This is a genomic window from Blastomonas sp. SL216, assembly GCA_026625625.1.
In the GTDB taxonomy this organism is placed as follows: Bacteria; Pseudomonadota; Alphaproteobacteria; order Sphingomonadales; family Sphingomonadaceae; genus Blastomonas.
The window spans coordinates 3603714-3617892 of the sequence record CP113055.1 but is presented as its reverse complement, the minus strand read 5'-3'; the positions used below and the strand labels follow the sequence as shown (position 1 = coordinate 3617892).

Sequence of the window (14179 nt, the reverse complement as noted above, 5' to 3'; positions counted from 1 at the left end):
AGGCGCTGCAAGGGGGATGCAATCGTGGCGACACATATGCTGAGGCGATCCGGCCTGATCTGCATGGCCCTGTTGCCCTGCAGTCAGGCCTCAGCTGCGACCGCCGAGCGCAGCACTGCAGCAACGCTGGAGGACGGCACGGTGATCGAAGCCGTGACGCTGACCGGCACCAACCGCGTATCGGCGCGGATCATCAGCTATGGCGCGACGCTGCAATCGCTCACTGCACCCGATAGCGCGGGCGAGCTTGCCGATGTGCTGCTGGGGTTCGACGATGCCGCCGATTATGCCCGCCTACCCAGCTATTTCGGCGTGACGGTGGGCCGTTATGCCAACCGGATCGCTGGCGGACGCTTTGCCATCGACGGCAAGAGCTATCAGGTCTCTCAGAACGACAAGGGCAATTCGCTGCACGGCGGCGCGGTCGGCTTCGACAAGCGTCCATGGCGGATCGTGCGCGTCACCCAGGGCCGCCAGGCATCGGTCACGCTGGCATTGACCAGTGCCGATGGCGATCAGGGCTATCCGGGCAAAGTCGAGGCTGTGGTCACCTATAGCCTGGACGACCATGGCGCGCTGACCATCCGCTTCGATGCCAGTACGGATCGCCCGACGGTGATCAACATGACCAATCATGCGATCTTCAACCTGGCCGGCGAAGGTGCGCCGGGCGGCGCGCTGGGGCACCGGCTGACCATTCCCGCGGCGGCCATTACGCCGGTCGATGAGACGCTCATCCCCACCGGGGCGCTGCGCCCCGTGCAGGGAACCGTGTTCGATTTTCGCACCGCAAGGTCGCTCGATCAGGGGATACGCGATGGACGCGATCCGCAGATCGTGCGGGCGCGCGGCTATGACCATAATTTCGCGCTCGACAAGGGGCTCACCCCCCTGCCGCAACTGGCCGCGCGGCTGGAAGATCCGCAATCGGGCCGCATTCTGGAGGTCCTTTCGACCGAGCCGGGCGTGCAGCTCTACACTGGCAATTTCCTCGACGGCTCGGTGATCGGCAAGCGCGGTCATGTCTACCGCATGGGCGACGGCATCGCGCTGGAACCGCAGAAATTCCCCGATGCCCCCAACCGGCCCGACTTCGCTTCAGCCCGGGTCGATCCCGGCCGCCCCTATTCGCATGTCATGATCTATCGCCTGTCGGTTGCGCCCTGACCCTGCGCTGCCTGCCCTTACCGGAGCTTCCTGTCCCAATGTCCGATACGCAACGCCCGAAGCTGCGCAGCCGCGCCTGGTTCGACAATCCCGACAATATCGACATGACCGCACTCTATCTGGAGCGCTATCTCAATTTCGGGCTCAGCCTTGAAGAACTGCAATCGGGCAAGCCGATCATCGGCATCGCGCAGACCGGCAGCGACCTCAGCCCGTGCAACCGGCATCATCTGGTGCTCGCCGAGCGGGTGCGTGAAGGCGTGCGCGAAGCGGGCGGAATCGTCATCGAGTTTCCGGTTCATCCCATCCAAGAAACGGGCAAGCGGCCGACCGCCGCACTGGATCGCAACCTCGCCTATATCGGCCTGGTCGAGATACTCTATGGCTATCCGCTTGATGGCGTCGTCCTGACCATCGGTTGCGACAAGACCACCCCTGCCGCCCTGATGGCGGCGGCGACGGTCAACATCCCCGCCATTGCGCTGTCGGTGGGGCCGATGCTCAACGGCTGGCACAAGGGCGAACGCACCGGATCGGGCACGATCGTGTGGAAGGCGCGGCAGATGCTGGCGGCGGGCGAGATCGACGATGCGCAGTTTATCAAGCTGGTCGCTTCCTCGGCCCCCTCGACCGGCTATTGCAACACGATGGGTACCGCGACGACGATGAACTCGCTGTGCGAAGCGCTCGGCATGTCGCTGCCCGGCTCGGCCGCCATTCCCGCGCCCTATCGCGACCGGCAGGAGGTTGCCTGGCGAACCGGCAGGCGTATCGTCGACATGGTCAGGGAGGACCTGAAACCTTCGGATATCCTGACTCGCCAGGCCTTCAGCAATGCCATCCGCGTCAACAGCGCCATTGGCGGCTCGACCAACGCCCCGATCCATCTCAGCGCCATCGCCCGCCATATGGGCGTCGATCTGCCGATCAAGGACTGGGAGCGCGAGGGGCACAAGATCCCGCTGCTGGTCAATCTGCAACCGGCCGGTGAATATCTGGGCGAGGATTTCTATCGCGCCGGCGGCGTGCCGGCCGTGGTCAACCAGCTGATCGAACAAGGCCTGATCCACGAGGATGCCGTCACCGCGAATGGCCGGACCATCGGCGAGAACTGCCGCGGTGTCGCTATCGAGGACGAGAAGGTCATCCGCCCGTTCGCGCAGCCTCTTGTGCAGGATGCAGGCTTTCTCGTCCTGTCGGGCAATCTCTTCGACGCGGCGGTGATGAAGACCAGCGTCATCTCGCCCGAATTTCGCGCGCGCTATCTGTCCAACCCGGACGATCCCGATGCCTTCGAGGGCCCTGCCGTGGTGTTCGACGGGCCGGAGGATTATCATGCGCGGATCGACGATCCTGCCACCGGGATCACCCCTGAAACCCTGCTGTTCATGCGCGGCGCGGGGCCGATCGGCTATCCGGGTGCGGCCGAAGTCGTGAATATGCGTCCGCCATCCTATCTCATCATTGAAGGCGTCCATGCCCTGCCCTGCATCGGTGATGGGCGGCAATCGGGGACATCGGGTTCGCCCTCGATCCTCAACGCCAGCCCCGAAGCCGCTGCCATGGGCGGGCTGGCGCTGATCCGTACCGGTGACCGGGTGCGGATCGACCTGCGCAACGCCACCGCCAATGTGCTGGTCAGCGACGAGGAACTGGCCGAACGCCGTGCCGCGCTGGAGGCGGCAGGCGGCTTTGCCTATCCCGCATCGCAGACGCCGTGGCAGGAAATCCAGCGCTCGGTCGTCGGCCAGATGAGCAGCGGTGCGATCCTGGAAGGGGCTGAGAAATATCAGCGGATTGCCCAGACGATGGGCCTGCCGCGCGACAACCATTGAGGCACGCGGTCGCGGGCTGGATCAGGCGCGGGGCGGCAGGTCCATGTCAGCCAGCGCCAGATGCAGCAGCTGCGCCATTGCCCGGTGTGCGCCGTCGGGGTCGCTGGCGGCAATCGCCTGGTACACCAGGATATGGTCGGGCAAGGGGTCGCGCGGCAGCGCGCGGGTACGCTGCTTGTACTTGGTGGTCCAGCTGACCGCAGCTCCCACCGAGCTGGCCAGCGCGGCCAGCGCCTCGTTGCCTGCTGCAGCCAGAATGACGCGGTGGAAGCGCTGGTCGGCGGCGCGCCCTTCGCTCACTGCCAGCCCCAGCCGGCCCATGTCGTCGAGTGCCGCCTGCATGGCATCGAGCTGCTCCTGGCTGCGGCGGCGGGCGGCAAAGGCGGCGGCAGCCGGTTCGATCACGCCGCGCAGCTCGAACAGGTCGAGGATGAACTCGGGGTCGGGCTCGCCCTCGAACGTCCACGCCAGAACATCGGGGTCGAGCAGGTTCCAGCGGTGCCGCGCGGTGACCCGCGTGCCTGCCTTGGGGCGGCTTTCGACAAGCCCCTTGGCGGCCAGAATGCGGATCGCCTCGCGATAGGCGGTGCGCGAGATGCCCAGCGCCTCGCTGGCCTCGATCTCTCCGCCGAAGACGTCGCCGGGCTTGCGGATACCGCCGACGATCTCCACGCCGATGTCATGGGCGATTGCCCCGTGGATGCGAGGCGATGCGCTGCGCGCGTCCTCCATGATCCGCCTGCCTTTCGTTCAGTCGTGAAACGCATCCGTAGACGAACGACGCCCGGTTAGGAAGGCATCGGCCACAAGCCGTAGCGGGCTGACATCGACATCGCTGCGCCGCTCGGCGATCAGTCGGGCAAAATGCGCATAGAGCGACGGATATTCCGCTTCGCCTGGCAAGGCCTGCGCTGCGCCATCGATCAGCAGCGTGTTGCCGCCGTCCGCCAGCAGCAGTACCCCGGCATCGGTCTTCACCTCGATGTTCCAGCTCTGCCGCCCGGTCTGTCGCCAGTCGAACGTGGCGCAGATCGGCGCGCCAGCTGACGTCCGCATCGCCAATGTCGCCGCGATCGGCGCCTCACGGTTTTCAGGGAATGCGAGCTGCGCCTCTTCCAGCCGGACCGGACCGGGCACCAGCCGGGTGAGGATGGACAGCGCATTGATGCCGGGATCGAATACGCCCAGGCCACCTGGCTGCCAGATCCAGTCCTGCCCCGGATGCCATTGGCGGACATCCTCTTTCCACTCGATGGCGATGCGTTCAATCGCCTTGTCTGCGAGCCAGGCGCGCGCAGGCTCGACACCTGCGGCAAAGCGCGAGTGCCAGCTGGCGAACAGCGTCACCCGCGCCTGCGCCGCAGCGTCCGCCAGATCCTCGACCTCGGACAAGGTCGCGCCGGGTGGCTTTTCCAGAAAGACATGCTTGCCCGCTGCAATCGCAGCGCGCGCGGCCGCGTGGCGGACCTGAGGCGGCTGGCACAAGGCGACCGCATGCAGGTCTGGCTCGGCCGCCAGCATCGCGTCCAGATCGGCATAGGCTGCGACATCCTCGGCCCGGGCGTTGCGGCTGGCGGTCGCGGCCAGCACGAAATCGGCGCTTTCGGCGATCGCTGGCAGATGCTGGTCGCGCGCGATCTTGCCCAGCCCGACGATGCCGATCCGGATCACAGCGCGGCGATCCTCACCGGTGCATCCACGGCCTGAGCAAGAGTGTTGCTCACCGGAAGCGCGAACGGGGCTGCCGCGATCTCGAACCGGTCGCCTGGGCGAGTCATGAACCCATCGGCGAAAGACAGCGTCGCGGTACCGAAAAAGTGGACATGGACGTCGCCCGGGCGGCGGAAGCCCGCATATTTGAAGTGGTGGTGCTCCAGATTGGCAATGCTGTGCGACATGTTGGCTTCACCCGAGACGAATGGTTTCTGCCAAACCGCCTGCCCGTCGCGCCAGATCGTGCTGGTGCCGCGGATATCGGCGGGCAGATCGCCCAGCAGCAGCTCAGGCCCCAGCGCCGCCGCGCGCAGCTTGGAATGTGCCAGCCACAGATAGTTGCCGCGCTCGGTGATATGGTCGGAAAACTCGTTGCCCAGGGCAAAACCGATCCGCGTCGGCGTTCCATCGGGAGCGATAAGGTAGATCCCGGCGATCTCGGGCTCCTCGCCGCCGTCGAGCGCGAAGCCCGGCATTTCGAGCGGCGCGCCGGGGACCGCCAGGATCGACCCGTCCCCCTTGTAGAACCATTCGGGCTGGACACCCGGCTGGCCATCGGCAGGCTTGCCGCCCTCGACGCCCATCAGAAACATCTTCATCGAATCGGTGGGGTCGGGATTGTCCTGCACCGCGCGGTGCATCGCGTCGCGCCCCTCGGCCGAGCCCAGATGGGTCAGGCCCGTTCCGCTGACCAGCAGATGCGCATCGTCAAGATGGTCGATCGGGCACAGCAGGCGGACGGTCGCCAGATCGATCGGATCGCCCAGCCGGTCGGCGGCATAGTCGGCCAGGCTGGACCCTGCCGCCAGCGCCGCTTGCGCGAGCGCCAGAGAGGTGTCTGCGCCCGTCACCCGATAAGCGGTGCCATCGCGGAACGCGGCGACCCCGCGCGCGCCGTCGTCGAACTGGACGAGGCTGGCGATCACCGCGGCGAGCCTTCGCGCAGACCATCGACCCGCCGAGCGACGCCCCACGGGTTCTCATCGGCAATCCCGCCAGGCAGCAGCGCAGCGGGCAGGTTCTGGAACGCCACGGGGCGCAGGAACCGGTAGATCGCGAGCGTGCCCACCGATGTCGTGCGGCCATCGCTGGTCGCGGGGAACGGCCCGCCATGCACCATCGCATGCGCCACCTCGACCCCGGTCGGCCAGCCGTTGGCGAGCACCCGCCCGACCCTGTCGGCCAGCAACGGCAGCAGCGTACGTGCCGCTTCGACATCTCCGTCGTCGAGCTGCAGCGTGGCGGTCAGCTGGCCTTCCAGGCTGGCGATGACCTTCGCCACCTCGCCCAGATCCCGGCAGCGCACAATGACCGATGAGGAACCGAACACCTCATGGCTCAGCGCGACATCGGCGAGAAACTGTTGCGCGCTGGTCTGGAACAGAGCGGCGACCGCCTGGTTGGCACCGGTCTCGCTCTGGCCGCGCGCGATGGTCTCCACTGCCGCATGGCTTGCCAGCGCAGACACGCCCTTGGCAAAATTGTCGTGGATCGACGGTGACAGCATGGTCTGCGGCGCGCTGCCCTGCATCACTTCGGCTGCGGCGGCCATAAAGGCGTCCAGATCGGCACCCTCGACCGCAACCACCAGCCCGGGATTGGTGCAGAATTGCCCGGCGCCCATGGTCAGCGACTGGACGAAGCCTTCGGCCAGCGCCCGGCCGCGTGCCGCCAGCGCTGCGGGCATCAGGATGACGGGGTTGATGCTCGACATCTCGGCATAGACCGGTATCGGCTCGCTGCGGGCTGCGGCAATCCGCATCAGCGCCAGCCCGCCGCCTCGCGATCCGGTAAAGCCCACCGCCTTGATGCGCGGATCGGCGACCAGCGCCTCGCCCAATGCGTTGGTCTCGCCCGGCAGATATGAGAATACACCTTCGGGCAGACCGCAGGCAGCCACTGCACGCTGGATGGCGCGCGCGACCAGTTCGCCGGTGCCAGGATGCGCCGGGTGGCCCTTGACCACCACCGGGCAGCCTGCGGCTAATGCCGAGGCGGTGTCACCACCAGCGACCGAGAAGGCGAGCGGGAAATTCGAGGCTCCGAACACCGCGACCGGACCGACCGCGATGTTCATCCGGCGCAGGTCTGGCCGGGGCAGCGGCGCGCGGTCAGGCATCGCCGGGTCGATCGTCGCATCAAGCCAGTCGCCCTGGCGGACGACCTTGGCGAACAGGCGAAGCTGCCCGGTGGTGCGCCCGCGCTCGCCTTCGAGCCGGGCACGCGGCAGCCCGCTTTCCTGCATCGCGCGGACGATCAGGTCATCGCTGATGCCTTCGATTTCGCTGGCGATCGCTTCGAGGAAGCTGGCGCGGCTCTCCGGATCGCTGGCGCCAAAGACGGGCGCCGCCCCAGCTGCCAGCGCGCAGGCCTCGGCCACATCCTCGGCGGTGGCGGACGAAAAATCGGGCGACAGCGCCTGCCCGCTGACCGGATCCTGGCTCTGGAATCGGGCTGCCGCCTGGCGTGCCTCGCTGCCGACAAGCATCGCACCATCAATCATCACCACATCTCCGAAAAATTAATTACTCAGACATAATAGGGCGTCCCGCGCCTGTTCTCAAGCGCGGGTTCGGTCCCTTTTCGAGCGCCATCGGCTCAGATGAAGCGGTTGATCAGGTTCTCGATCCGCTCCTGCCGGCCCGAGCGCGGCTTGGGATCGAGGTTGCTGCTGACCGCCAGATCGGCGATTCCAGCCAGGTCCAGCCCGGCGATTGCCTGTCCGAAGTCGCCGTCCCATCCGGCATAACGCTCGGCCTTGATCGCATCGATCCGGCCATCCTCGATCAACGCGGCGGCATTGAGCAGCCCGCGCGCCACGGTGTCGATGCCGCCGATATGGCCATAGAACAGGTCGACCGCGTCCATCGACTGGCGGCGAACCTTGGCATCGAAATTGAAGCCGCCAGTGGTGAAGCCGCCCGCGCGCAGGATCTCGACCATCGCCAGGGTCAGTTCCTCGACCGAATTGGGGAACTGGTCGGTATCCCAGCCATTCTGGTGATCGCCGCGGTTGGCGTCGATCGACCCGAAAATGCCGAGCGCGCTCGCCATCGCGATCTCGTGCTCGAACGTATGCCCGGCGAGCGTCGCGTGGTTGGCCTCGATATTGACCTTGACCTCGTTCTCCAACCCATAGCGCTTGAGGAAGCCGTAGACGGTCGCGCTGTCGAAATCATATTGATGCTTGGTCGGCTCGTGCGGCTTGGGCTCGATCAGGATGGTGCCGCCAAAGCCGATCTTGTGCTTGTGGTCGACCACCAGGTTGAGGAACCGGCCCAGATTGTCGAGCTCGCGGCCCAGATTGGTGTTGAGCAGCGTCTCATAGCCTTCGCGCCCGCCCCACAGCACATAGTTCGCGCCGCCCAGCCGGTGGGTCGCTTCGAGCGCATCGCGCACCTGCATCGCACCGAAGGCGAACACCTCCGGATCGGGATTGGTCGCGCCGCCGGCAGCAAAGCGCGGGTTGCCGAACAGGTTGGCGGTGCCCCAGAGCAGTTTGCGGCCAGAGCTCGCCTGCAGGCGTTCGAGATCATCCACGGCCTCGGCGAAATTGGCGCGATGCTCGGCGATATTGTGCGCGTCGGCCATCACGTCGACATCGTGGAAGCAGTAATAGGGGATATCGAGCCGGGTGAAGAAGTCGAACGCTGCCGCGCGCTTGGCGGCAGACGCCGGGCCATCATTGGCACCGCGATGCCATGGCCGATCGAACGTGCCCGCGCCGAACACGTCCGAGCCCGGCCAGCAGAAGGTGTGCCAGAAGCAGGCGGCAAAACGCAGATGGTCTTCCATCCGCTTGCCGAGCACCACCCGGTCCTTGTCGTAATAGCGATAGGCCAGTTCGTTGTCGGTCTCGGTGCCTTCGAAGCGGATGGTGGGAATGTCGGCGAAATAGTCGGTCATGGGACAGGTCCAGTCAGTTTAACGGGGAACTCATGATTGCGGGGGGTGATGCGCGGATAGGCAGCGCGAAAGGCGGCATGCTTGGGTGCGAGCCGGTCGGCGATGTCCGCATCGGGGTGGAGTGTATGCGCGACCGGCGGGGCGGCGCAGATGTCTGCGGGCGATCCGCCATCGACGGCGAGCTGCGCCAGCCGCGCTGCGCCCAGCGCCGGGCCGACTTCGCCGCCCTTGAGATAGACCAGTTCGACGCCGAGCACGGCGGACAGGGTTTCCCCCCAATAGCGCGAGCGCGCGCCGCCGCCGATCACCGACAGCCGCTCCACATGGGTGCCCGCATCGCTCAGCGCGTCGAGCCCATCGGCGAGCGCGAACGCCACGCCTTCGAGCACCGCCTGCGCCAACCGTTCGGGCGTGGTGTCATGGTCGAGCCCCAGAAAGCCGCCGCGCACCTCGGCATCGTTGTGCGGGGTGCGTTCGCCCGAGAGATAGGGCAGAAAGATCTCGGGCCCGCTGGCAGGGCCGGTGCTTTCGGCGCGCGCGAAAAGGTCGGCCGCGCCCGCAGCCCCGGTCAGCCGCGCGACCCAGTCGATGCACGAGGCGGCCGACAAATGCACCGACATCTGGTGCCACAGCCCCGGCAGGCAATGGCAGAAGGCATGGACCGCGCGCGCCGGATTGGGGCGGAAGGCGTCGGTGGCGACGAAGATCACTCCTGACGTGCCGAGCGACAGCAAGGCATCGCCATTGCGCACCACGCCGACTCCCGCCGCGCCTGCTGCATTGTCGCTGCCGCCGCCCGCCACGGGCACCACGCCCATGCCCCAGAGCTCGGCGACTTCGGCGCGCAGCGTGCCGGAGACGTCTGTTCCTTCGACCAGCCGCGGCATGTGGGACACATCCAGCCCGGTTGCCGCAAGCAGCGCAGGGCTCCACTCGCGCCGCGCGACATCGAGCCACAAGGTGCCCGCCGCATCCGACATGTCGGAGGCCTTTTCGCCGGTCATCTGCAGCCGGATATAATCCTTGGGCAGCAGCACGGTGCGCGTCCGCGCGAATACATCGGGTTCGTGGTTGGCGACCCAGCGCAGCTTGGGGGCGGTAAAGCCTGGCATCGCGATATTGCCCGAGATTGCGCGCAGATCGGGCTCGCGCGTCTCCAGTTCGCCGCATTCGGCAAACGAGCGGCCGTCGTTCCACAGGATCGCGGGGCGCAACGGCTGGTCGTCAGCCCCCAGCAAGGTCGCGCCGTGCATCTGCCCAGCGAGGCCAACGCCGCGCACCGAGCGGCGCACCGCCGGATCGATCGCACGGACAGCCGCGGTCGTCGCCTGCCACCAGGCGTCGGGGTCCTGTTCGGACCACAAGGATTGCGGCCGCTGGACGCTGAGCGCGGCGGTGCCCTGCGCCACCACCGCGCCATGCTCGTCGAGCACCACCGCCTTGACCCCCGAGGTGCCGATATCGATGCCCAGGAACATCGCGGTTACTTCACCATCGGCTTGATGGTCCTGATCGAGCCGTCAGGATTGTAGAACAGCTCGGTCACCTTGACGTTGCGCAGCCGGGTGGTGCCGGACAGCTGGGTATCCGCATAGAACAGCCACCAGCGGCCATCCCATTCGACAATCGAATGGTGCGACGTCCAGCCTTCGACCGGTTCCAGGATGCGGCCCTGATAGGTGAACGGACCATAAGGCGAGTCTCCGGTCGCATAGACGAGGTAATGCGTGTCACCGGTCGAGTAGCTGAAATAGTATTTGCCGTTGTACTTGTGCATCCACGATGCCTCGAAGAAGCGGCGATCGGTGTTGCCGCCGAGGATCGGCTTGCCCGCCTTGTCGAGGATCACCAGATCGCGCGGCTTTTCCGAAAACTCCATCATGTCGTCGGCCATCGCCGCCACCTTGGGGGCGAGCGCGGGCTTGTCGGGCGCCTTGAGATCGGTCTTCGAACCGTTGGGATCGTACGTGCCGGTGGTGTTGCGCTGCAGCTGCCCGCCCCAGATGCCGCCGAAATACATATAGGACTTGCCGTCATCGTCGGTGAACACGGCAGGGTCGATCGAGAAGCTGCCCTTGATCGGCTGCGGCGCCGCCTTGAACGGGCCCACAGGCGATTTGGAAGTCGCGACGCCGATGCGGAACGCGCCCTGCTTGTCCTTCGCTGGAAAGTAGAGGAAATAGGTGCCGTTCTTGCGCGCGGCATCGGGCGCCCACATCTGTTTTTCCGCCCAGGGCACATCCTTGACGTCGAGCGCCACCGGGTGCGTCGTCACCTTGCCGCCGATGCTGTCCATGCTCAGCACGCGATAATCGCGCATCTCGAAATGCGCGCCAAGATCATCCTCGGGCGTCGGGCCATCGATGTCGTGGCTGGGATAGACATAGATCTTGCCGTCCCAGACATGCGCTGACGGGTCTGCGGTGTAGATTTCGGTGACCAGCGGCTGCGAGAGATAGCGCGAGGGATCGGCCTTGGCCCGGTCGGTGCTGACTGCGGCATCGCTGGCGGCTTCCGGCGCGTCGTTATCGGCGGCGGGTTGCGGGCTGCACGCGGTTGTCGCGGCCAGGCCTGCCAGCGCAGCTCCCAGTGCCAATGCGCTCATTCGATTCATCGCAACTGCTCCTCTACCTTATATCCGCCCGGATCGATCGCTGCCGCCCGGAGTCTGAGTTAGCGCTACCATTTCTGATGCAAGATGCAAGTCCAGGTCCGCGTTGTCATGGCTTTTGCACGGTAATGACAGCGCTTGCCGGGGCCAGCCCGTCGGCTTCCGCGCGCACCGTCACCCTGCCCGATTGCCCCGGAAGACCGCGCACGATCACCAGCGCCAGCCCGTTGAACGCCTGGCGCTGGTGCGAGGGGAACGCGGTCATGTCGGTGGGATCGCCATTGTCGGTGGCGACGATCTCGCCCGGCCCTTCGATGCTGAAGCGCACCGGGTCCTTCGCCGGTCGCACCATCGCACCTTTCGCATCCACCACGCTCAGCGTGACAAACGACAGGTCCTGGCCGTCGCCTGCAATCACCGCCCGATCGGGCTTCAGCGCAAGCGCTGCGGCAGCGCCGGTGGTGGCAACGCTGGCTTGCGCCCAGGGCTTGCCCTGCTTCCAGGTCTCGACCCGGACTTCGCCCGGCGCGTAGGTCACGTAATCCCAGCGGAAACGATATTCATAGTCGCGCTTCTTGATCTTGCCCTGCGACACGCCGTTGACGAACAGTTCGGCCTCGTCGGCGGAGCTGAACACGTGCACCGGGGTAACCTGACCCTCGCGCCCCGGCCAGGTCCAGTGCGGAAGGATGTGCGCGAACTTCAAGTCGGGCCGCCAGCGCGCCTGATACAGCCAGAAGCGATCCTTGGGGAAACCGGCGAGATCGATGATCCCCGAATACGAGCTGCGCGAGGTATAATAAGGCGTAGGCTCGCCGAGATAATCGAACCCGGTCCACACGAACTCGCCCGCCACATAAGGATGCTGATCGTCGCTGGCGAACACCCGGTCGGGCGACGAGCCGAAATCGGCCGCGTGCATCTCATAGGCGCTGACCTGGTGAGTCACCGGATCGCCGCCCGAATAGGGGCGCACCGGACCGCTGATCGCGCCCGCAACCGGGAAGAGATATTCGCCCCGGCTCGACAGCGCCGAGGCGCTTTCGCTGCTGAGGATCACCTTGTCGGGGAATGCCGCGTGAAAGGCGGGATATTGCCCGATGATGCCGCGGATCCCGGCCCCCTGATAGTTCAGGCTGATCACCTCGGCCTCGCGCGGCATCGGCATGTCGGCCTTGGCAAAGTTCATCGCCAGCGTGGTCAGCCGGCTGGGGTCCTCGTCCTTGGCGATCATGACCAGCTCGCGGGTCAGGCTGGCGCCCGCCTCGCCGCTATACTGCTCGCCGACCTCGTTGCCGACGCTCCACAGGATGACCGACGGGTGATTGCGGTCGCGCCGGATCATCGATCGCAGGTCGGCCTCGCGCCATTCGGGGAAGATCAGGTGGAAATCGAGCGGGGTCTTCTTCAGCTCCCAGCTGTCGAACACCTCGTCCATCACCAGAAAGCCCATGGCGTCGGTGAGGTCGAGCAGCCCGGGCGCGGGCGGGTTGTGGCTCATGCGGATGGCGTTCACCCCCATGTCGCGCAGGATCTCGAGCTGGCGCTGCGCCGCGCGGCGGTTGAACGCCGCGCCCAATGCGCCGAGGTCATGGTGGTTGTTCACGCCCTGGATGCGCAGCCTCTCGCCGTTGACGACGAGGCCTTGGGTGGGATCGAACCGGACATCGCGGATGCCGAAGCGGGTCTCGTAGACATCGCTGACGCGGCCGCCGTGCCGGATCGTCGACACCGCGAGATAAAGGTGGGGCGATTGCGTGGGCGGCGGGCCCCATAGCTGCGGCTGGCGGACAACAGCGTCACCCTGCAGTCTGACGCTGCCACCTGCCGGCGCTTCGCCCGGCGCATGATCGATGCGGGCGACCGCGCGGCCCTTGCGCTTGCCCGAGGCATCGAGCGCGAAAATCTCGGTCACGGCGCTGACCGATGCGCCCTCGCTCCCGGCATTGTCGATCGCCAGCGCGACCTTGACCGTGGCGAACGCTGCCGAGACATCATGCGTCGTCACCGCACTGCCCCATTGCGCCACGCGCACCGGCTGCGCCTTGGTCAGCCAGATGTCGCGGTACAGGCCGCCGCCGGGGTACCAGCGCGCCGAGGCGGGCGGATTGTCGAGCCGGATCGCCAGCACGTTGCGGCCACCGGGGACGATGTGTTTGGTGAGGTCCACCCGCCAGCTGTTATAGCCATAGGGCCAGCCGCCAACGATCTGCCCGTTGAGCCAGACGGTGGCATAGGACATCGCCCCATCGACATCGAGGAAGATCGATTTGCCCTTGTCGCTCGCGGGAATGTCGATCGCGCGCCGGTACCAGCCCACGCCCCAGCTTTTCAGCCGCCCCATGCCGCCATAGGGGCCTTGCGCGAGAAAGGGTCCTGCGATCGCCCAGTCGTGCGGCAAATCGACTAGCGTCCAGCCGCTGTCGTCGAACCCGGGCTGGACATAGGCGACATCGCCGCCGGGATTGCCCTCGGGCGCCACATGTCTTTTGGCGGGATCCTTGATGAAAGGATTGGCGGTGGGCAGGATCCAGGGCTTGAGCACGCCGGATCCGTCCCGGCGAACCTTTGCCGCCTCTTCGGGCCGGGCATCGGCTTCCTTGCCGTCGCCAGCATCGTCATAGGCCGGACGGACATCATAGCGCAGTTCCGCGGTCTCGCCGACAGGGTCGCCGAGGGTGAACCGCCAGCCGCTGTTGATCGATTCGCGCTGACGCGGCGCCGATTGCGCGAAAACGGGACCGGACAGCACCAGCAGCAGGATCATCAGCACCGAGAGCCCCGGCCAGGCGGCGCGGCTGTCCGCCGTCTTGCCGTAAGTGATTGCCAACACTGCCAAACTCCCCTGCCTGTCCTGAATCTGGTCCGTCCGCCACAGCGGCCGCCTCCTGTTCGTCTTGCCCATATCCTAGCGGCCCCGCAGCTGCGATCAACTATTTGTCTGAGT

The 14179-nt window shown here is 66.3% G+C and carries 10 protein-coding genes; 2 read left to right on the top strand and 8 right to left on the bottom strand.

What is annotated here, in order from left to right:
- Window positions 1-36: 36 nt before the first annotated feature.
- A complete protein-coding gene (locus OU999_17025; protein ID WAC25462.1) occupies window positions 37-1167 on the top strand; it encodes a galactose mutarotase in 1131 nt (376 codons plus the stop codon).
- Between the two features lie 38 nt (window positions 1168-1205).
- Entirely contained in the window at window positions 1206-3002 is a 1797-nt protein-coding gene (locus OU999_17020) for a dihydroxy-acid dehydratase family protein (protein ID WAC23414.1), read from the top strand.
- Window positions 3003-3023: 21 nt separating this feature from the next.
- Here the strand turns inward: OU999_17020 and OU999_17015 are convergent, their stop codons facing one another.
- The 8 genes from OU999_17015 to OU999_16980 form a co-directional block, all read right to left on the bottom strand.
- Window positions 3024-3734 (bottom strand): FCD domain-containing protein, encoded by a 711-nt coding sequence (locus OU999_17015; protein WAC23413.1) that lies wholly within the window; start codon window positions 3732-3734, stop codon window positions 3024-3026.
- An 18-nt stretch (window positions 3735-3752) separates the two neighbouring features.
- Window positions 3753-4673, bottom strand: coding sequence for a Gfo/Idh/MocA family oxidoreductase (locus OU999_17010; protein WAC23412.1), 921 nt, complete (start codon window positions 4671-4673; stop codon window positions 3753-3755).
- On the bottom strand, window positions 4670-5641 hold the full coding sequence (gguC, locus tag OU999_17005; protein ID WAC23411.1) for a GguC family protein: 972 nt from the start codon (window positions 5639-5641) through the stop codon (window positions 4670-4672). The genes OU999_17010 and gguC overlap by 4 nt, the downstream gene beginning before the upstream one ends.
- Window positions 5638-7218, bottom strand: coding sequence for an aldehyde dehydrogenase (NADP(+)) (locus OU999_17000; protein ID WAC23410.1), 1581 nt, complete (start codon window positions 7216-7218; stop codon window positions 5638-5640). The genes gguC and OU999_17000 overlap by 4 nt, the downstream gene beginning before the upstream one ends.
- A gap of 95 nt (window positions 7219-7313) precedes the next feature.
- Window positions 7314-8621, bottom strand: coding sequence for a xylose isomerase (xylA, locus tag OU999_16995; protein WAC23409.1), 1308 nt, complete (start codon window positions 8619-8621; stop codon window positions 7314-7316).
- Entirely contained in the window at window positions 8618-10099 is a 1482-nt protein-coding gene (gene xylB, locus OU999_16990) for a xylulokinase (GenBank protein WAC23408.1), read from the bottom strand. Before xylB ends, xylA begins: the two co-directional genes overlap by 4 nt.
- 5 nt (window positions 10100-10104) lie before the next feature.
- Entirely contained in the window at window positions 10105-11235 is a 1131-nt protein-coding gene (locus OU999_16985; protein WAC23407.1) for a glycoside hydrolase family 43 protein, read from the bottom strand.
- A gap of 106 nt (window positions 11236-11341) precedes the next feature.
- The gene (locus OU999_16980; GenBank protein ID WAC23406.1) at window positions 11342-14065 is read right to left on the bottom strand and encodes a DUF4982 domain-containing protein; all 2724 of its coding nucleotides are present in this window, start codon (window positions 14063-14065) and stop codon (window positions 11342-11344) included.
- Between the last annotated feature and the right edge of the window lie 114 nt (window positions 14066-14179).

Bases quoted from the DNA above. Each gene is read 5' to 3' on its own strand.
- OU999_17025 (WAC25462.1), top strand. From the start codon at position 37: ATGCTGAGGCGATCCGGCCTGATCTGCATGGCCCTGTTGCCCTGCAGT.
- OU999_17020 (WAC23414.1), top strand. From the start codon at position 1,206: ATGTCCGATACGCAACGCCCGAAGCTGCGCAGCCGCGCCTGGTTCGAC.
- OU999_17015 (WAC23413.1), bottom strand. From the start codon at position 3,734: ATGGAGGACGCGCGCAGCGCATCGCCTCGCATCCACGGGGCAATCGCC.
- OU999_17000 (WAC23410.1), bottom strand. From the start codon at position 7,218: ATGATTGATGGTGCGATGCTTGTCGGCAGCGAGGCACGCCAGGCGGCA.
- xylA (WAC23409.1), bottom strand. From the start codon at position 8,621: ATGACCGACTATTTCGCCGACATTCCCACCATCCGCTTCGAAGGCACC.
- xylB (WAC23408.1), bottom strand. From the start codon at position 10,099: ATGTTCCTGGGCATCGATATCGGCACCTCGGGGGTCAAGGCGGTGGTG.
- OU999_16985 (WAC23407.1), bottom strand. From the start codon at position 11,235: ATGAATCGAATGAGCGCATTGGCACTGGGAGCTGCGCTGGCAGGCCTG.